Origin of the sequence: Paenibacillus sp. GSMTC-2017 (assembly GCF_016019935.1) — a bacterium.
GTDB lineage: Bacteria > Bacillota > Bacilli > Paenibacillales > Paenibacillaceae > Pristimantibacillus.
This window is the reverse complement of record NZ_JAECMT010000003.1, coordinates 732,509-750,340: the sequence shown is the minus strand read 5'-3', so window position 1 is coordinate 750,340 and position 17,832 is coordinate 732,509. Positions and strand designations below refer to the sequence as shown.

Annotated in this window: 21 protein-coding genes; 8 read left to right on the top strand and 13 right to left on the bottom strand. The window is 39.0% G+C overall.

Annotation, left to right across the window (positions count from 1 at the left end):
* Positions 1 to 26 precede the first annotated feature (26 nt).
* Positions 27 to 341 (bottom strand): hypothetical protein, encoded by a 315-nt coding sequence (locus I6N90_RS15400; protein ID WP_197936474.1) that lies wholly within the window; start codon positions 339 to 341, stop codon positions 27 to 29.
* A gap of 91 nt (positions 342 to 432) precedes the next feature.
* Here I6N90_RS15400 and I6N90_RS15395 point away from each other — a divergent pair, with 91 nt between their 5' ends.
* On the top strand, positions 433 to 1,419 hold the full coding sequence (locus I6N90_RS15395; protein ID WP_197936473.1) for a metal-dependent hydrolase: 987 nt from the start codon (positions 433 to 435) through the stop codon (positions 1,417 to 1,419).
* A gap of 135 nt (positions 1,420 to 1,554) precedes the next feature.
* Here the strand turns inward: I6N90_RS15395 and I6N90_RS15390 are convergent, their stop codons facing one another.
* Complete coding sequence (locus tag I6N90_RS15390) at positions 1,555 to 1,764, bottom strand: alpha/beta-type small acid-soluble spore protein (protein WP_197936472.1); 210 nt, start codon at positions 1,762 to 1,764, stop codon at positions 1,555 to 1,557.
* 139 nt (positions 1,765 to 1,903) lie between these two features.
* On the opposite strand from I6N90_RS15390, the gene I6N90_RS15385 reads away from it, so the two are divergent.
* The 3 genes from I6N90_RS15385 to I6N90_RS15375 all read left to right on the top strand — a co-directional run bounded on the left by I6N90_RS15385 (position 1,904) and on the right by I6N90_RS15375 (position 4,327).
* The gene (locus I6N90_RS15385; protein WP_197936471.1) at positions 1,904 to 2,101 is read left to right on the top strand and encodes a DUF2244 domain-containing protein; all 198 of its coding nucleotides are present in this window, start codon (positions 1,904 to 1,906) and stop codon (positions 2,099 to 2,101) included.
* A 322-nt stretch (positions 2,102 to 2,423) separates the two neighbouring features.
* Positions 2,424 to 3,479 (top strand): permease, encoded by a 1,056-nt coding sequence (locus I6N90_RS15380; protein ID WP_197936470.1) that lies wholly within the window; start codon positions 2,424 to 2,426, stop codon positions 3,477 to 3,479.
* Positions 3,476 to 4,327 carry a TIGR03943 family putative permease subunit gene (locus I6N90_RS15375; protein WP_197936469.1) on the top strand — a complete coding sequence of 284 codons (852 nt, stop codon included), beginning with the start codon at positions 3,476 to 3,478 and terminating at the stop codon, positions 4,325 to 4,327. The genes I6N90_RS15380 and I6N90_RS15375 overlap by 4 nt, the downstream gene beginning before the upstream one ends.
* A 65-nt stretch (positions 4,328 to 4,392) precedes the next feature.
* Here I6N90_RS15375 and I6N90_RS15370 read toward each other — a convergent pair whose 3' ends face one another.
* Positions 4,393 to 4,806: an O-methyltransferase gene (locus I6N90_RS15370; RefSeq protein WP_197936468.1), complete on the bottom strand. Its 414-nt coding sequence runs from the start codon at positions 4,804 to 4,806 to the stop codon at positions 4,393 to 4,395.
* Between the two features lie 275 nt (positions 4,807 to 5,081).
* Between I6N90_RS15370 and I6N90_RS15365 the strand changes: the two genes are divergently transcribed.
* Together I6N90_RS15365 and I6N90_RS15360 are read left to right on the top strand one after the other, a co-directional pair.
* A complete protein-coding gene (locus tag I6N90_RS15365) occupies positions 5,082 to 6,344 on the top strand; it encodes a HAMP domain-containing methyl-accepting chemotaxis protein (protein ID WP_197936627.1) in 1,263 nt (420 codons plus the stop codon).
* A gap of 151 nt (positions 6,345 to 6,495) precedes the next feature.
* A complete protein-coding gene (locus tag I6N90_RS15360) occupies positions 6,496 to 7,395 on the top strand; it encodes a polysaccharide deacetylase family protein (RefSeq protein WP_197936467.1) in 900 nt (299 codons plus the stop codon).
* Between the two features lie 59 nt (positions 7,396 to 7,454).
* On the opposite strand, the gene I6N90_RS15355 is transcribed toward I6N90_RS15360, so the two are convergent.
* From I6N90_RS15355 to I6N90_RS15340, 4 genes are all read right to left on the bottom strand, one after another.
* A complete protein-coding gene (locus tag I6N90_RS15355) occupies positions 7,455 to 8,084 on the bottom strand; it encodes a 3D domain-containing protein (RefSeq protein WP_232243012.1) in 630 nt (209 codons plus the stop codon).
* A gap of 84 nt (positions 8,085 to 8,168) precedes the next feature.
* Positions 8,169 to 8,921 (bottom strand): CAP domain-containing protein, encoded by a 753-nt coding sequence (locus I6N90_RS15350; protein ID WP_197936466.1) that lies wholly within the window; start codon positions 8,919 to 8,921, stop codon positions 8,169 to 8,171.
* 232 nt (positions 8,922 to 9,153) lie between these two features.
* The gene (locus I6N90_RS15345) at positions 9,154 to 10,179 is read right to left on the bottom strand and encodes a Gfo/Idh/MocA family protein (protein ID WP_197936465.1); all 1,026 of its coding nucleotides are present in this window, start codon (positions 10,177 to 10,179) and stop codon (positions 9,154 to 9,156) included.
* Between the two features lie 17 nt (positions 10,180 to 10,196).
* Positions 10,197 to 10,973, bottom strand: coding sequence for a sugar phosphate isomerase/epimerase family protein (locus tag I6N90_RS15340; RefSeq protein WP_197936464.1), 777 nt, complete (start codon positions 10,971 to 10,973; stop codon positions 10,197 to 10,199).
* Positions 10,974 to 11,455: 482 nt separating this feature from the next.
* Here I6N90_RS15340 and I6N90_RS15335 point away from each other — a divergent pair, with 482 nt between their 5' ends.
* Positions 11,456 to 11,683, top strand: coding sequence for a 3-dehydroquinate dehydratase (locus I6N90_RS15335; protein ID WP_197936463.1), 228 nt, complete (start codon positions 11,456 to 11,458; stop codon positions 11,681 to 11,683).
* 114 nt (positions 11,684 to 11,797) lie between these two features.
* Here I6N90_RS15335 and I6N90_RS15330 read toward each other — a convergent pair whose 3' ends face one another.
* The 6 genes from I6N90_RS15330 to I6N90_RS15305 form a co-directional block, all read right to left on the bottom strand.
* Complete coding sequence (locus I6N90_RS15330; RefSeq protein WP_197936462.1) at positions 11,798 to 12,358, bottom strand: TetR/AcrR family transcriptional regulator; 561 nt, start codon at positions 12,356 to 12,358, stop codon at positions 11,798 to 11,800.
* Positions 12,348 to 13,085, bottom strand: a complete 738-nt coding sequence (locus I6N90_RS15325; protein WP_197936461.1) for an MBL fold metallo-hydrolase — start codon at positions 13,083 to 13,085, stop codon at positions 12,348 to 12,350. Before I6N90_RS15325 ends, I6N90_RS15330 begins: the two co-directional genes overlap by 11 nt.
* Positions 13,086 to 13,220: 135 nt before the next feature.
* Positions 13,221 to 14,000 carry a YheC/YheD family protein gene (locus tag I6N90_RS15320; RefSeq protein ID WP_197936460.1) on the bottom strand — a complete coding sequence of 260 codons (780 nt, stop codon included), beginning with the start codon at positions 13,998 to 14,000 and terminating at the stop codon, positions 13,221 to 13,223.
* Between the two features lie 157 nt (positions 14,001 to 14,157).
* The gene (locus tag I6N90_RS15315; protein WP_197936459.1) at positions 14,158 to 15,087 is read right to left on the bottom strand and encodes an SPFH domain-containing protein; all 930 of its coding nucleotides are present in this window, start codon (positions 15,085 to 15,087) and stop codon (positions 14,158 to 14,160) included.
* A 4-nt stretch (positions 15,088 to 15,091) separates the two neighbouring features.
* Positions 15,092 to 15,520, bottom strand: a complete 429-nt coding sequence (locus I6N90_RS15310; protein ID WP_197936458.1) for an NfeD family protein — start codon at positions 15,518 to 15,520, stop codon at positions 15,092 to 15,094.
* A gap of 127 nt (positions 15,521 to 15,647) precedes the next feature.
* Positions 15,648 to 16,472 (bottom strand): MerR family transcriptional regulator, encoded by an 825-nt coding sequence (locus I6N90_RS15305; RefSeq protein WP_197936457.1) that lies wholly within the window; start codon positions 16,470 to 16,472, stop codon positions 15,648 to 15,650.
* Between the two features lie 278 nt (positions 16,473 to 16,750).
* Between I6N90_RS15305 and I6N90_RS15300 the strand changes: the two genes are divergently transcribed.
* The gene (locus I6N90_RS15300; protein ID WP_197936456.1) at positions 16,751 to 17,818 is read left to right on the top strand and encodes an acyltransferase; all 1,068 of its coding nucleotides are present in this window, start codon (positions 16,751 to 16,753) and stop codon (positions 17,816 to 17,818) included.
* The last annotated feature ends 14 nt before the right edge of the window (positions 17,819 to 17,832 follow it).

Below are 17,832 nucleotides of genomic sequence, written 5' to 3'. Positions count from 1 at the left end.
TTAATTCAGGTTTACGATCCCACACCTTAATCCTGTTGGTCGTCCTTAGTTACATTTGGAACAACTGGCTTAAACGTCCACACATGGAGCTTTGCTGGACCGCCCACGATCCATTGTGAAAGCTCAAACCATGAAGAACGCTCATCGCAGCGTTCTTTTTTTATTTGTTCAGCTTCCTCTGCATGTTCCGCAGACCATATTTCAACAAATAAACCTGGCTGATCCGTTCCTTCAAATAACTTTACTTGTCGCTTTTCAAATTGTTGCAACCTTGTTACTTCTGCCAAATATTGATCAATAAATTCCGGCATAATACGATACTCTGCAAAACAAATGTACATCTTAATAATGACTCCTCTCACTTATATTGATAAAGTTCCCTTGCTGAGCTAATACTAATCCTAATTATTTTATTAGGGAGGTTTCCGCCTTATGGATTCAGGAACACATCTTGTTATGGGCATTGGCCTTGCTGGGCTTGCAACGATAGATCCAGTAGTAGCAGCAAATCCAACTATTTTAACGGCAGTACTCATCGGCACAGTCGCTGGATCACAAGCCCCCGATCTAGACAATCTACTCAGGCTAAAAGGGAATGCCTGTTATATCCGGAATCATCGCGGTATTTCCCATTCCATTCCTGCCATCTTTGTTTGGACAATTGCAATTACTGGAATACTCCAGTTGTTGTACAGAGGAAGCTTGCCTTGGCTACATGTAGGAGGATGGGTGCTATTGTCCGTTATGCTTCATGTATTTACAGACTTATTTAATGCCTATGGTACTCAAGCGATGCGACCATTCAAAGAAAAGTGGATCTCCTGGAACATTATCCATATCTTCGATCCTGTCATATTCGCAGTCCATATTATAGCTATTTTACTTTGGGCAGCCAATCTCGTAAATCCCGCCACTCTGTTTCCGTTCATGTATTTGTTCCTTACTATTTACTTCATATGGCGAACATTCGATGCTCGTCGTACAGTCAAATCACTTCCAGCCAAAGATAAAGGCCATCACAAGGGAGATACTTATTTCGCTATTCCAACCATATCGCTATCGATTTGGAATATTGTGAAACATTCCGCTGATGGAACGTTTTCTATAGGTAATCTACGCGGCAGTTCACTTCGTTGGATGGATAAAGTGCAATGTTCCAATCATCCCGCGGTAGAAAAATCAAAAAATGATGCTTCGGTGCGTTCCTTTCTTTATTTTACAAGCTTTGCTTGTGCAGATGTGAAGGAGCACAGTTGGGGCTACGAGGTCAGATGGTCAGATGTAAGATACCGACATCGCAAGCAATATCCATTTGTAGCTGTATTGCTAATGAACAAACAATATGAAACTGTTGGTTCTTATGTCGGATGGTTAAGTGATGAAAGATTAATGAAGAGACTACGAATGGATACGTATTAACATTGACGAGAGCAAGTCCCTTCCTGCACAATGGGAAGGGGCTTTATTCGTTACGACGGAACTTGAAACATAAACAAAGCCCAAGGTTTCCCTTGGGCTTCGTTCATTTGAACCATCGTTGTGTATGAGAAGCGATTAACGGTAGCCGCCGGACAATTGTTGTTCAGCAATTTGGACTAGCTTCTTCGTAATGTATCCACCAAGTGAACCTGCCTCGCGAGTGGATAAGTTTCCGTAGTAGCCATCCGCCGGAATTTGTACTCCGAGTTCTTGCGCTGCCTCAAGTTTTAGTTGATTTAGTGCTTGCGTTGCTTGTGGGACAATTAGTTGGTTGCTTCCTGCCATAAGGTATTTCTCCTTTCGTCCTCTGCACTTTGATGTGTTGCAAGCTTGCAAAGTTATTATGTGCATCGTCTTAAAAACTATGCTGGATTCTAAAAAAATATTTGGATCGACTTCAAACCATCTAAGGAGTGTTATATAAATGTCTAAATCACTATCGATATTTTTTGCCAGCTTATCTATATTGTTTATGAGTGCAACAGCTATCTCCATCAGTCATAATGGTTGGCTTGTACTACTCTTTAGCTTACTTTCCTTGTTTAGTGTGGGAGCAGGTTTTATCGTTAAGGCTAGACTTAGAAGAAAGAATGAAAAAGTAACCTCAGAAGATACGAAATAAGATACGTTGAATTTCACCGTAAACGATTCTAAAGCCACCGCATTGTTACTCACGGTGGTGGCTAATTATTTCTAATTTTATCCTCGCTACTTCAATAAAACCATTTTTTCTACCTGCGCATACAAATTCTTTTCCATCCCATTTAGCTTTAAACAAAGTCATCCGCATACGTTCACCGCTAATGGCAACTGTTGTGAAGTTACAACTGAGTTTAGCTTACAAGCGCAAAGATTTAAAAAGTTGTCCTATCGGCAAAACAAACTGCATATGTTATACTAAAACGATCAATCGTAATAATTACAATTAAGAAAGGGAACTCCTCATGCGACAAATGATTTTTCGATTTGGTACACCTGCCTTAGCAACTGGATGCCTTATCATGCTCGCTCTAATAGCAACGAATCGTGAGTTGCCGTCAGCCCTTACTTCTCTCTTTGAAACAGCAAACTTGCAATCCTTCAAAATATTATTTATTAGTATTATTTTAGAAGCATTTCCGTTTATTTTACTTGGCGTCTTATTTTCAGCCGTACTACAGGTGTTCGTCACAGACGCCATGATTCGCAAGTTCACACCTCGAAATCGGATAGCGGGCGTACTTTTCGGTGGACTTCTTGGTATCGTGTTTCCACTGTGCGAATGCGGTATGATTCCAGTCATCCGCAGATTAATTCGCAAGGGAATGCCCTCATACATAGGAATCGTTTATTTACTCGCTGGACCAATCGTTAATCCAATCGTATATACTTCCACATTCACAGCTTTTCGAACGACACCCGAAATGGCCTATTATCGGATGGGACTAGCTTTTGTAGTAGCGATCATTATCGGATTTATATTCGCAAAGTTTGTTAAATCGAGCCCCTTGCGGGGAGATAATCAACCTATTCATCTAACAGGTGTATCTGCTGCTAGCCAAGCTCCTTTTCATATGATAAGTACACAACCAATAGAACCAAAAGGAAATAAAGTTCGTGGTAGAACGTCTGCAACTCTTGCTCATGCATCAGACGAGTTTTTTGAGATGGGGAAATATTTGATCTTTGGCGCATTTCTAACAGCTATTATCCAAACGGCTATCGACAGAAGCACTCTTGTCTCCTTTGCAGATCAACCCCTATTTTCTTACTTCTTTATGATGATATTTGCTTTTATCTTATCGATTTGTTCGACATCAGATGCGTTTATAGCATCTTCATTCAGTGGTATTTTCCAGCAAGGTCCATTGCTTGCATTTCTAGTGTTCGGCCCGATGATTGACTTCAAAAATACGTTAATGATGTTATCTACTTTTAAAGTAAAAATCGTACTCATACTTATTGCGCTCACTGCAGTTCTTACTTTAACTGGTGCACTTTTAGTGGGGGTGTTACTATGATCCACCATCTTATTCGCGGCACCATATTAACAGGATTTTCATTATTAATCCTCTACTTATTCCATACAGGTGAAATTTCACTTTATATCGCTCCACGCATGGAATTGCTTGTTAAGTTATCTGCACTAGGTCTTTACGCCGCCGCTGCTTATCAGTTCTATGCCGCATTACAAAAACGAGTACACAAACATACAGCAGATTGTGGATGTTCTCATCATCCTTCACCTTCCAAGTTTAAAAATACGGTCATATACTGTTTATTTCTATTCCCATTACTTATTGGCTTCATTTTCCCAACTGGAACACTCGGAAGTTCTCTCGCAGCCAAAAAAGGTGTTAGCTTCTCTGGCAATGAATCGATTACGCGCAAAGGGGTTATAGAAGCAAGTTCTTCCGCTTTGGTTGATGAGTTATTTCCATTCGATGATTATACAATTGATCATGCGAAATATGGGAAAATCCTTTATGAACAATCACTCATTCAAGTTCCTGAGAAGCAATTTATTGAAACTTTAACTACACTCGATTTATACAGAAATGCCTTTATCGGTAAAGAAATCGAAATAAGTGGATTTGTTTATCGAGAGGAAGACATGGGGCAAGATCGCCTAGCTGTTAGCCGCTTTGCTATGAACTGTTGTTCTGCGGATTCTTTACCTTACGGTCTTATGATTAAATGGCCACAGGCAAATGAATATGGCTCAGATGAATGGGTAAGTGTGACGGGGAAGCTCACAACATCTATGTACAATGAAAACGAAATAATAACGATTGATGTCACTTCGATAACACGAATCGATGCACCGGCTTCGCCTTATGTTTATCCTGATCTCCAATTTGGATACTAAAACCATTAAACAAACGATGGCTACTCAATTACCGTAGCCATTGTTTATTTAATTACAGCGCTTATTTATTGAAAATCACGTAGTGTTTGTTGTTGTCTTAATTGCGGAACGTATTTATTATTCCAAGTAGCCATATTGTAGTTTGATTCATAAAGAACACTAGCCGACCAAGAGTTTGTGCTCGCACGTACCGAAAAGTCATACAAAATCTCACCATGCGTCCAATCTTTTCTGTACTTTAATGCATCAATCGCCATTTGGCGAAAAGCTTGTACTTGTGCAGGCGTCAAACCTTTGTCACAATGCTCAATCTTTCCATTTTTACTTTCAATAGGATGATGTTTCATCCCGAATTTTCCTACTGCATTGTTCCGAATATGTATTAATACAGTACCCGCTGAAGCATTCGTTAATTCTCCTTCTAGTTGCCGAAAAACAAAATCTACCTGTCGCGCAAGAGAAACCGAAGTCATTTCCATTCTTGAAAGCCTCCTCAATTTCGACAATTTATCATGTAATTCGACAAATATTAACTAGATATTACATCGACTTCCTTAATGTTAGCATCACTAAAAGCAATGTTCACCGAAAAAATTCATAGTATTTTCCGAAAGGTTTTCTGCGCTTTTGTGCCTATACGAATGGGACTTAAGTCCTGCTTAAAAAAGACTGAAAATACTTCGACAAATATAGACCATTTTCGAGCTCAGTGTTATAATATGGATATTCCAAGTAAGGGAGCGCTTACATGATGATTCGATGGTACTACTCACAATCTGTGCGCAACAAACTATTGATTACAACTTATTTATATTTAGCACTATTTGCTATCGCTACACTTATTGTTACTGCAATTATGGGCGAAAATATGCTTGCAATCGTCATTGGTACTATTATTGTTGCTCTCGTCGTGTACCCATTTACATCATTTGTAGAAAAGTCGATTACATATTCATTTGACGAAATAACTAGCGCAGCTTACCGAATTTCCAAAGGTGACTTTACACAAAAGATTGACACATCAACAAATTCGGGATCTGGCGAGTTAGGCCATTCCTTCAACAGTATGGTAGACAAGCTTCGTGACATCTTAACTGAAACTTCTAACATTATAAAACATGTATCCGAAACTAGTCGCAGCATCTTCGAAAAAAACAACAACGTTCAAACAGCAATGGAACAGGTTGCTGCATCTGCTCATGAACTTGCTACTGGAGCTAATGAGATCTCAGAAGATGTTACTGATATGAGCGCTTCCATTAATGAGATTGAAGAGAAAGTTGCTGCATATGCCCATTCCACCAAAGAAATGAACGACCGATCTGAGCAAACGATAGAGCTTGTTGAGAAAGGTAAACATGCTCTGGAAGTTCAAGCAACAGGGATGAAACGCAACATAGACGCAACTGCAAAAGTATCCGAAACAATAGAAGATTTAGCACGCAAAGCACAAGGAATATCCGCAATTACAACTACGATCTCAGACATAGCTGAGCAAACAAACCTGCTATCCCTTAATGCTTCTATTGAAGCAGCTAGAGCAGGTGAACATGGAAGAGGATTTGCAGTTGTTGCTCAAGAGGTACGTAAACTTGCGGAAGAATCTACTGCTTCAACCAAACAAGTATTTAATCTTGTAAAAAGTATCGATGAAGGTATCAAACAAGCGATTAGCAACATGAAAGTAAATGAAGAAGTTGTTAGCCTGCAAACGGAGCATATTAAACAGTCTGAGCTCGTATTCAAAGAAATTGAACAAAGCATTACATTTATAACAACACAAATTTATGCATTTTCTAAAGAAAGCGATGTTATGCTCGAGAGTGCTCAACAAATATCTGGTGCGATTCAAAACATCTCAGCAATAACACAGCAATCAGCAGCTGGTACTGAGCAAGTATCTGCTTCAATGAATGAACAAATTGCTTCTGTTCAAGCAGTTGTACAAGAAACTGAGCGAATGCTCACTATGGCAACACAACTTCAACGAACGATTCAAGTATTTAAAATGAAATAAACGACAAGTAAGACCTGAGTCCTAATCATTGGATTCGGGTCTTTTTGTTTCGCTTGAAAATGAGTATTTAACAATTTCACGAATGAATATAACTTATGACGGAGAAAGTACATATACCACCATACAAATTTGAAAAGAACGGATGAGGGGAATGCCTAAAAAAACTACCAAACGCCTAATAAGGCTGTTTTCGTTTCTCGTTATAAGTGCTATTCTATCCACTACGCTTCCCGCTCCTTCTTTAAGCATTAACGGGAGTATCGAAACTTTTGCACCTGAGCAATCGAACAACAACAATTCAAAAAAAACGGTTAAGCGGCAACCATCTTCGCAAAAAAATCAAAACAAAAATAACCCAAACAAAAACCGTCCTCCTAAACGAGCTGTAAAAGTATCCTGGGTTAAGCTACAAAAACAATACCCTGGTGCCTTTATGATGAGCGGCTCGAGGGAACAGAAGAAAGTGGCACTTACATTCGATGATGTGCCCGATCCGAGATATACACCTGCTGTATTAGATATTTTGGCGGAACATCATATTCGTGCGACTTTTTTTGTTGTTGGCGAGCGAGCAGCCAAACATCCGGCATTAGTGAGAAGAATAAAAAATGAAGGGCATATTATAGGTAACCACTCTTATAACCATGCCATCTTCTCTAAGCTAACTACTGCTCAGTTTCAAAAACAAATTTTACAAACAAACCGTATTATTAAAAACATAAGTGGTCTATCCCCAAGACTTATTCGCCCACCTTATGGGGATCTGTTACCTCAACAAGTTATATGGGGGAAACAAAATGGTTACACAATCGTAAACTGGGATGTTGATTCAGAGGATTGGAAAAAAAACCCGAGCAGTTCACAAGTCATCGCCAACATTAATCGGACACTTCAGCCTGGTTCCATCATCCTACAACATGCTGGTGGAGGAGTAGGTCAAAGCTTGTCTGGCACAATTGATGCACTACCTATTCTCATAGAAGAGCTACAAAGCAAAGGGTATGATCTCGTCACTTTACCTGAGCTTATAGGAAAAAGAGCTTACCGTTAATAATAAAAACCGGCGAATATCATCATTAAGAAGATATTCGCCGGTTACGGTTGTTTGTATTATTTTAAAATATATGCTGTAACGTTCTGAATGCCAAACTTACTCGCTTGTTGTGTAGTGCCAGGTACAAAGATGTCGATTCGATTGCCTTTAATTGAACCGCCCATATCTGTTGCAGTTGCAATCATTCCGCCACTTGGCAAACCGTTATAATCATAGCCTGTAATATAGAGTTTTGTTCCAAGCGGAATCATTTTGGAATCAACAGCAATTGTTCCAACTTTAAGTTTATTGCCAAAGTAATCAACTGCTCCCCATTTTCCATTCTCAGAGGCAGCTGCCGTATATGCAGTTGCTTTCACTGACAATTGCTTGGAGTAAGAAAGTACTTCACCACTAGCAGCAGTTACCGTCTTGCCAGTTGGAATTATAGTTGGACTGTTCTGTGAGTTGGAAGTAACTTTGGATACACCAGGAATTTTAACTTTCATTCCTGTTTGCATATTTAGTGGATCGATCCATGCATTTGCATCCATAATCTTTTTCATTGGAACTTTATATTGAAGCGAAAGCTTCCAGAATGTATCATTGTTAATTACAGTATGTGTGTGTGCTGATGCTTGTGCTGTACCTGCGGATAGTGCGATTGAAAGTGCTATTGCTGCGCTTGCTATTAATGTTTTCTTCAAGATGTATTACCTCCAAAAATAATGAATGATACAGAACGTTAAAGGTGAAAACCTTTAACGTTCTGATAAAAATGATGGCTAATGTTAGCCAGTAAACATTTGTACCCATTCGCCGTTTACATAACCAACGCCGATTTTCGTAAAGCTTTTGTTCATGATGTTAGCTTTGTGACCTGGACTATTCATCCAATCATTCATTACTTGTGCAGCTGTTCGTTGTCCTGATGCAATGTTCTCACCAGCAGAATTGTACTTCACACCAAAGGTACGCATCATATCAAATGGTGATCCATAGGTTGGTGATGTATGACTGAAGTAATTGTTTACGTCCATATCTCTTGCTTTTTCAGTAGCTACTTTATTCAATAGTGCGTCCGTCTGAAGTGCTGGTAGTCCAGCTTTAGCACGTTCTTGATTCACTAACGTAACCACTTGGTTTTGCATCGTCCCAGTTTCAGGAACTGGTGTTGGTTTCGGTGTCGGTACTGGTGTTGGCTTCGGCGTAGGTACCGGTGTTGGCTTCGGTGTCGGCACCGGCGTTGGCTTCGGCGTAGGTACCGGTGTTGGCTTCGGTGTCGGCACCGGCGTTGGCTTCGGTGTTGGATTAATACCACCACCAGTTGAAGGCCATTTAATCGTGACATTAAACTTACTTAAATCTATTCCGTATTTTTGTGCGATCTCGTTAAGAGATTGGTGATTCATATAAAAGGCATGCACCTTAATGTAAGACTTCGTAATTGTAGCGGCTTCAGCCTTTGGAGCTGCGATACCCGAACCGATCATCGTTGCTGCAAGTAAGCTGGCCACGCCAATGCGTATAGGTTGCATTTTCATAATTCAATTCCTCCTGAGCATGATAGTTTGTTGTTGCTTGTCCCGATGCCACTTATCTTAGCATGGGGGGTAGGGTGTTTCATGGCTCAAAAATTTCCAAACGCTTGAAAATAGTGCCTAAATGTACGCGGTTCCTGCATTATTAGAATCTACTCATCCGTATAAATAGAACAAAAAACACCTCCTTTTGCTCAAATTGAGCAAAAGGAGGTGCTAACTTTCGAAATACTTATTATTCATTTACACGAACGAATTTTCCTGTTTCTTGAGATTCGAAAGCTGAAAGAATGACTTTTAAGGAGGCGCGCCCTTCTTCTCCCGAAATAGTAGGTTTCGTATTTGTAATGATGCTTTCTACGAATGCATCTACTATGCCGCTAGATAGTTGCTTGTCATTCGTTGCAATATCTCCAACTTTATATTTATCTACTTGCCCATTACGAAGCTCAACAATTACCTGATCATCAGGATGGGTACCAACTTTCAAAACACCATTTTCACACCATAAAATAGTGCTATTGTCCTCACCTCTATAATAGGTCCAACTAGCTACTAGCGTACCAATTACTCCACTGTTCATACGAAGAATACATGATGCATTATCATCAACTTCCGTATTTTCCTTATGCAAAGTGCTGACGAAAGCACCAATTTCCGCTACCTCATCGTTCAACAACCAACGGATGAGATCAGATTTGTGAACACCTAAGTCACCCATAGCACCCATCAATGCTTCTTCCTTACGGAAAAACCAGCTGTTTGCGCCATCGATACTCCAAGAATCTGGCCCAGGATGGCCAAATGATGTCCTGAATGTTAACACTTTTCCAAGGATGCCTGAATCTAATAGTTGTTTTGCCTTCACATGTGGAGGCATTAATCGCTGGTTGTGACCAACCATGAGGTAAACGCCATTATCACTTGCTGCTTTTATCATTGCTTCTGCTTCCTCATCTGTAACAGCCATTGGTTTCTCTACTAATACATGAGCCCCCGCTTCTGCTGCATCAATGCTCATTGAAGCATGTAACGCGTTCGGTGAACAAACACTTACAGCATCAGGCTTAACTTCTGCCAGCATCGTTTTATAATCCGCAAATGCTTTGCCACCATGTTGTTTTGCAAATTTCTCAGCACGTTCTATAACAGGATCGACGAAAGCTACAAGTTCCACATTAGCATTAGCCGCATATTCCGGTACATGACGGTATTTAGAAATGGAGCCACACCCAATAATCGCTACACGTATTTTTGACATAAGCTATTCCCTGCCTTCTATTTAAATTGATTCAAATAATTTGTTTTCATCCAATTAAAACTCTCTTCTACGGACTGAAGCGGCGGATTCGTACATACGTCTTGCTCAACGATAAGCCATTCTACAGATGTTTCCGATGCAGCTTCGATAATTGACTGTAACTGTAACGTTCCCCTGCCAAGTTCAACCGTTTCAATTGCACCATCGGTCGGTTTCGTACGGTAATCCTTTACATGTAGTAATGGAAGTCTGTCGCTGTATTTATTAATATATGCAATCGGATCATTACCGGAAAATTGTACCCAGCCGATGTCCATTTCAACCTGTAAAAAATGCGGAGATACTTCATCATAAAGCGCATCGAATGCACTTTTCCCGTCAACCTCTACTTCAAATTCAAACTCATGATTATGGTATGCAAATGTGATACCTTCTTCAATAAATCGTTTCCCATAATGCTCGAATGCAACCATATGGTTTCTCCATGCTTGCTCACTACGAAGTTCAGGGGACAGCCATGGACATATCGCATATTTAGCTCCGATTGTTTTAAGGTATGTAATTTCACCCTCTAAGTTGTTCTCAAGTTTCTCAAGTCCAATATGACTTCCGATTGCAGTCAGTTTTAATTCTTGAAGTAGGTCACGCATGTCTTCTGCTTTAATATTTCCATATCCTGCAAACTCAACACCCTCATAACCTATTGCTGCAACTTTACGAAGTGTATCCTCGAAGTCTACCGCTGTAGCTTCACGAACCGTATACAACTGTAGACCAATGCCCATCCGTTTCATAAAAGTGCTACTCCCCTTTGATAGATATTATGATGTCTTACATGTGTCAATTTGCCTTATGAGTTTCATTATATAGAGCTAAAGCACTGGAAACTAGCTATTTTATTACTCTCTTTTTATGTGATTTTGTCCTTGCTTTTTTAAATACCGAAAGAGTAATTGCGTGATTTTTGCGTGGCGTCTGCGGTACACCGTATGTTATGCTAATTAAACTTTAGATGAGTGGTAGGGATGGTAGAGCCAGATTCAATCCTACTAGATTTGCAGATTTGACACACAATCGAACTAATTACATAATTGTCTTCAAAAAATCATCATTTTTCTTATAATTAATGCGACTTTTACGTAGAATGTCCGTATTATGGTGTAAGATTGCGACTTTATTAGAAACTTGTAATCTTTTGCACACCGAATTTTAAGAATCATTTAATATTTATACGTTAGACTAAAAAGAAACCCCTTCAGAGGATGGAGGCAATACCATGAAAACAATGTTAATCTTCCAGAATAAAACGATACCTGTATATTTAACAGATACGAACAAACAATCAGTAGAGAAACTAACAACCGTACTTAATCGCAAAATTACGACAGGCAAAAATGCACTCAAAAAATGTATTACCTCTTTAATTAGTGTAGAAATTGTAGGCAGTGAAGCAACGCTTCATTCCTACTACGAGCGTGACTCACTTACAATTTCCCTTTACTAATCTTATCGTTCAATAATAATAGGGCGCTGCTCACATTGCTTCATGCAATGTAGGCAGCGCCTTATTTTGATTAATGAATAATTACAAGCATCCGCATTTGTACAGCTTTAGTTACTATTCTTCAAGTCCGTTCAAAAAACTATTCAGAACAAATGTAATACTGTCATTCACTTCTAAAGCCATTCCAAAGCCGCCACTTTTTTCAATCGAAGCAAAACCATGTAGTATACTTCTTAGTCCCCTAACAGCATGAACTGCCTTTTCTTCAGATGATTTATAAATCGATAGAGCAGCAACAAGACTTTCAACAATCTCTGATCCAAGTCTCATTTGTTCTGGTTGCTCTGCGGTTGGAGCACGCAATGTCAATTCGTATAAACCGGGATGATTTCGTGCAAACAATAAATAAGCGTCAGCTATAGCAATTATTTTTCCGCGCGTTTGATTTGTGCCTGAAGCAGCTTTAATCGCCTCATTCAATTGATTGAGACCATGCGTAACTAAATGAGATTTTAGTGCAGGTAACCCATCAACATGATTATATAGAGACGGTGATCTTACACCAAGCCGACTAGCGAGTGATGCTAAAGTTATTTCCTCAAATCCAACTGTATCAGCGATTTCAGTAGCCGCCGCAACGATGATTCCTAAATCGAGTCCTCTTCTAGGTGACATGACTGTTCATACTTCCTTTCTTTATTATACGTTGTTCTGCATTATGAATGGCTTTGTTCATAGCTTCCATAGGACTTAACAACATGTTCCCATGCCCAACTGCTAATACTGTAGGCTTCAAACTAGCCAATCTTCTTGCACTGTCTAAACTTAAAGCTGGATTCCATGTAGCGAGTGCAGGAAATGGAAAGGATAACTTCATATGCCCTGATACTGCTATTCCACCGCGTGTCTGAAAAGCATCTCCAGCAATAAGAATACCACTACGTTCATCCAAAAATGCCATCGACCCCGGTGTATGACCTGGTGTAGCAATCGTAAGTAATGAGCCTATTCTATCATTATCACTCAATAACAGATTAGGTGTTGTTTTTATATTATTAGGTATACCACCTCGAATAGGTAAGTTTCCTTCTTCCTTCTTAAGCGAAGAGTCGCCCTTAAGAAGAATAGCATCTCTTCCGGATATATAAACCGTAGCCTGCGGCAACATTTTTTTCAAACCATCCAAGCCACCTACATGATCATTATGTGCATGGGTAAGTACGATACGTGTAATAGGTTTCCCGATTTTCTCTGCCGCTTTCAAAATAGCATTTACATTGTTCGGTAGTGCCGTATCCACTAAAGTAAGCTCATTTTCCTCTTCAACCAAATAACAATTTACAGGAAATAATAATGGCAAATAAGTAAGTTGTACAACATTTCCTTCACGAATCATTCTCATCGTATGGTAGCTCCTCCAGTAAACTAATATCATTAGTTTTATAATAAACTAACGACATTAGTTTATCAAGCTATATTTTAGAAACATACAAAAAACAGCAGACCAAGCATTCCCTTGTTCTACTGTTTCTGACTATCATTTAGCATCATACCTACCATAAGAAGCAGCATACTCCTTCATCTTATCAAATGCTTTTCTGTTTATACTTTTCAATGGATGAAATTGAGGGTGGTTAGAATTAACTTCTAATATCCATAGACGGCGATCACTATCATAAGCGAAATCAATACCCATCTCATGCATGCCCGATTTCTTTTTGCTGAGCACTTTAGCTACATCTAAAGCTGCAGTAGTCAACCTTCCTCTTCTACGTTCTCCTTCTTCTTTGGTCAGTTGCAGCTGACTATGCAATTTATTTAGTGTGTAGATTGAACCACCCTGATAATAGTTAGTCACAATCTTATTTTCTACCCCTACTTTTACCATATATCCTGTACAAACCCATGAGCCACCGGGCTTCCGCTGAACCATAACTCTAATATCATAAGGACGATTATTAACACGGTCTAGTCCGATACCTTGTTGAATGATAAGACTTCCCTGTTTCGATCTATTCATACTCGCATAGATATCAGATACGTTTCGATACTGCTCTTTCAACTGCCTTTTCCCTACTATTCGTTGCAAAACATAACCATCGGCTGACTTTTTAATTTTACAAATGCCAATTCCAAGTGAACCTATATCCGGTTTAACATATAGAGAGGAATATTTGCTGCACATCATCTCTAAGTTTAATCGGTTGAATTTTACGGTGCGTGGTACATACTTTCCAATGTGAGACTCGGTTAGTAAATAACGACAAACTCGAAGCTTGCCTCTTATCGTTCGGCTAGCATAGTTTTTCTTAGCCAACAGATTCACCTCTACATATTGTATGAGATTAATCTATGACCGACAGGTATAATAGACTATGGATAGAGGCATATTTTCAGAAGATTGATAGACTAATGTTTTGATTTACTTTCTATCGAATTACTTTCTATCGAATGAACTAGAATAAAGAGAAAAATTACTTTTTGCTCTCTTTTAACATTTCTCCGATTGCTCCAATACTACCTAGTGTTTCTACTGCTCTTGTTGGTATAAACACTTTGTTAGCCGCACCATTTGCAATGTCAGTTAACGCTTCCAATGATCGGTAAGTCAATACTTGTTCGTCCAATCCCGCAGATTTAATTAACTCGATTCTAAGTTTCTCTGCTTCAGCTATAGATTGAATTGCCTTTGCTTCACCAAGAGCTTCCAATTCTTGTGCTTGACGTTGACCTTCCGCTTGACGGATACGTGCTTCCTTTTCCCCTTCAGCTTTCAAGATTTTGCTTTGTTTATCACCTTCTGCACGTAAAATCATATCTTGTTTGGCAGCTTCAGCTTCTAGGACTAGTGCTCGTTTGCTACGTTCAGCTTTCATTTGCTTATCCATAGCGTCCTGAATGTCAACTGGCGGCTGAATATCGATAACTTCAACCCTCTCGATTCTAACGCCCCACTTCTCGGTTGCTTCATCAAGTGCAACACGAATATCTGTCGAAATCTTCTCTCGGCCTGACAACGTTTCATCAAGCTCCATCTTACCAATTATTTGTCTCATTGTTGCAGTACTTATATTTCGCACACCGTATACATAATCTGATATGCCATATGTAGCTTGCTCTGGGCCTGTCACTTGATAAAAAATAATCGTATCAATTTTTACTTGTACATTATCCTTCGTAATTACCGTTTGCGGAGGCACATTCGCTTGTTGAATACGAAGATCATGATACGTTCTAACATGATCGATAATTGGAATAAGAATATTAATTCCCGGAGTCAATAATCGATTAAATCTACCTAATCTTTCAACAACACCAACTCTTTGTTGTGGGATGATTTTTACTGATAAAGAAATAAAAACGACCGCAATAACAAGTAAGACAATAACTAAGGTGTAGCCCATATCGTCACCCTCCTCGTTTAATTACATGAAGTATTGCACTTCCACGACTGACAACTACAATCGTCTCACCCTTATTGATCGTTTCATCGGCAGATGCGCTCCACGTTTCATTGCCTACCTTAACAATGCCCGGAGCATCTTCACTAACTTCTTCTACAACGGTTCCACTCATACCAATCAGATCATCTATTGTATCTTTAAACCCTCTCGAAGCCTGAATACGACGTGTAAGCGGCTTTGTAAAAATAGTAAGCAGTACAGCCACAACACAAAAAACAATAACTTGAAGCAATAAAGCATCAGGAACAATTAAGTCAACAACCGCTGCTGCAAGCGCTCCAATACCTAGCCATAACAAATAAAAGGTTAGTGTCAGCATTTCTATTACAATTAAAGCACCTGCTGCGATAAGCCATAATAACCACCACTCCATCTTATCACCTACCTTTCAGAATTAATGTATTCGATACTATGTAAACTATGACCTTCTTATTTCTGTACACTCGTCGAAATGTGGCACCATTGTGCGGATTTTATCACATTATTGATAATTACACGTTCTAGCCATTTTTTTGTGCGTATAAAAACTCGCTTACTGCATCACTCTTAAACAACAAATAACACGCAATCGCTCCATAAATCGTTTGGCAAAAGAAAATTAAGAAAAACATTCCGTCCCCTGCCATTGCACTATAAAACACGAACTGAATAGCAACGATAAAACTAAGTGCTGCCCCTGCCGCAAACAAATAACGAACCCACGTAACTCCCCAAAACAAACATGCAGATAATGCCACCTGTATTATAAGTTTAATGATATCACCTGCAACAATAAGAGTAAGCAATGCAAATAAAATATTAAGAGATGCAATCGTAATAATGATCCACTTTCCCCGCTTGAACTGCCTCTCTTGCCGTTCTAAGAACTTTCCATATTCACGTTCACGATTCTCCTTTGAATCTGTTTCAAACTGACCAATGTTAGGATTAATATCTCTTTGAGGTAAAGGCAACTTACCAGAAATAGCGATTAGTTTGCTCGCAACTGAATGAATGTGACGCAGCTCATGATGATCAATCATATCTAGCGCTGCAACTATCGACGCTTTAGCCTTCGCATTCGTTGCCATCTTTAACTTATAAGCGGACAGCACCTGAGCGATCCTTTCAGGGTTATTCTGCATGTCTTTTATCTCGTCTATGGTGAAAAACAATTTTCTAAGCCCAGCAATCGTTTGTAGATTTTCTATATCCGTTTCCGAATAATCTCTGTGTTCGCGACCATTGTGTAAAGTACTCTTTGGCTGTATGAGTCCTTCTTCAATGTAATAGCGAACTGTACGTTCCGTAAGTTCTGTGCGCTTGCAAACCTCTTTTATTTTCACAATTATCATCCTCTCTCCCAAGAAATATAAATTGTTACACAACGGAAGTGTCAAGACGTAAGCCGAAATAGGTAATACAAATTGTTAATTTGTAAAATATTTCAACTCACCTCAACTAATCTAACATAGCTATTTCGTTTTTTCGACAATTACTTTCAGAAAATCAACTGCGAATAAAAGAAAAAAGATTGTTCATATTACTGACTAAGCCTGTGTGCTATAATAAAATTTGCGCTTAAAAGAATGATTTAATTTCACAACTATTGAAGGGGTTGCAGATGGAGAAAGCACAGAAAATAAAAAAGAATATTGTAGAATTAAATGTAGTAAAAGCAATTGCTATATTGGCAGTACTAATTATTCATGCAACAGCAAATTCGCGGGTAGACGTACCTTGGGGGAGCCAATCGGCGCCATTTTATTTAATCGTCAATCAACTAAGTATGTTTGCAGTTCCAGTATTTATCTTTATTAATGGGTTAGTATTGTTTTATCGTTACCAAGATGATTGGTCACTTGGACAAACCTTATCGTTTTACAAAAAACGTATTAAGTATATAGTAGTCCCTTACCTAATATGGTCTGCGATCTATTATGTGTACAATCAGATTCTTTATAAAGACTCCGTTCAGTTTGATCCTATCTCCTATTTAAAACTATTACAGTGGGGTCAAGCTAGCTATCATCTTTATTTCATGGTCATTGTCATTCAGATTTATTTATTTTTCCCAATACTAATGACTCTTGTGAGAAAGCTGAAATTAAAAGCCTATCATATGATCGCACTTGGCATACTAGTAAAAGCTGCCTTTCATTCCTATCATGTTTTGGTTAAACCCATTGAACATGCAGCAGCATTAATGCCCAACTATTTCATCGTATTTTGTGTAGGCGCAGCAATCGGCATGGCTTACCAGTCCTTTTCAGAAAAGAGCCACCATCTCTGGTGGACGTTCGGACTAGCTATTTTTGTTGGATTTATTTATATCATGTTATTGCTCTCTAATAAAGCCGGAGCTCAATATTGGTCACCATCCTACATGATTTTATACAACCTCTATGCTGTTCTAGTCGGTATCAGTCTCATATGGATCGGAAAGATCGTATGCGAACGATCAACTTTTGTAAGTAAAACGATTTTGCAATTAGGGATAGCATCATTTGGCATCTATCTCATTCACCCAGCAGTATTATCGTCATGGAGAAAGTTGTTTAATCCCACTATAGAGCATCCTTATTATCATATTTACAACGTTATAACGTTACTGTTCATTCTTGTTATGTCATGGTTTGTCGTTCATGTTACTAAGAAAATCAAATTTTCTTGGTTGCTGTGGGGAAGATAATTATTGAATTAAAA

Bases quoted from the DNA above. Each gene is read 5' to 3' on its own strand.
- I6N90_RS15385 (WP_197936471.1), top strand. From the start codon at position 1,904: ATGTCTAAATCACTATCGATATTTTTTGCCAGCTTATCTATATTGTTT.
- I6N90_RS15400 (WP_197936474.1), bottom strand. From the start codon at position 341: ATGTACATTTGTTTTGCAGAGTATCGTATTATGCCGGAATTTATTGAT.
- I6N90_RS15375 (WP_197936469.1), top strand. From the start codon at position 3,476: ATGATCCACCATCTTATTCGCGGCACCATATTAACAGGATTTTCATTA.
- I6N90_RS15325 (WP_197936461.1), bottom strand. From the start codon at position 13,085: ATGAGAATGATTCGTGAAGGAAATGTTGTACAACTTACTTATTTGCCA.
- I6N90_RS15340 (WP_197936464.1), bottom strand. From the start codon at position 10,973: ATGAAACGGATGGGCATTGGTCTACAGTTGTATACGGTTCGTGAAGCT.
- I6N90_RS15335 (WP_197936463.1), top strand. From the start codon at position 11,456: ATGAAAACAATGTTAATCTTCCAGAATAAAACGATACCTGTATATTTA.
- I6N90_RS15345 (WP_197936465.1), bottom strand. From the start codon at position 10,179: ATGTCAAAAATACGTGTAGCGATTATTGGGTGTGGCTCCATTTCTAAA.
- I6N90_RS15360 (WP_197936467.1), top strand. From the start codon at position 6,496: ATGCCTAAAAAAACTACCAAACGCCTAATAAGGCTGTTTTCGTTTCTC.
- I6N90_RS15300 (WP_197936456.1), top strand. From the start codon at position 16,751: ATGGAGAAAGCACAGAAAATAAAAAAGAATATTGTAGAATTAAATGTA.
- I6N90_RS15330 (WP_197936462.1), bottom strand. From the start codon at position 12,358: ATGTCACCTAGAAGAGGACTCGATTTAGGAATCATCGTTGCGGCGGCT.
- I6N90_RS15350 (WP_197936466.1), bottom strand. From the start codon at position 8,921: ATGAAAATGCAACCTATACGCATTGGCGTGGCCAGCTTACTTGCAGCA.
- I6N90_RS15310 (WP_197936458.1), bottom strand. From the start codon at position 15,520: ATGGAGTGGTGGTTATTATGGCTTATCGCAGCAGGTGCTTTAATTGTA.
- I6N90_RS15370 (WP_197936468.1), bottom strand. From the start codon at position 4,806: ATGGAAATGACTTCGGTTTCTCTTGCGCGACAGGTAGATTTTGTTTTT.
- I6N90_RS15315 (WP_197936459.1), bottom strand. From the start codon at position 15,087: ATGGGCTACACCTTAGTTATTGTCTTACTTGTTATTGCGGTCGTTTTT.
- I6N90_RS15395 (WP_197936473.1), top strand. From the start codon at position 433: ATGGATTCAGGAACACATCTTGTTATGGGCATTGGCCTTGCTGGGCTT.
- I6N90_RS15380 (WP_197936470.1), top strand. From the start codon at position 2,424: ATGCGACAAATGATTTTTCGATTTGGTACACCTGCCTTAGCAACTGGA.
- I6N90_RS15390 (WP_197936472.1), bottom strand. From the start codon at position 1,764: ATGGCAGGAAGCAACCAACTAATTGTCCCACAAGCAACGCAAGCACTA.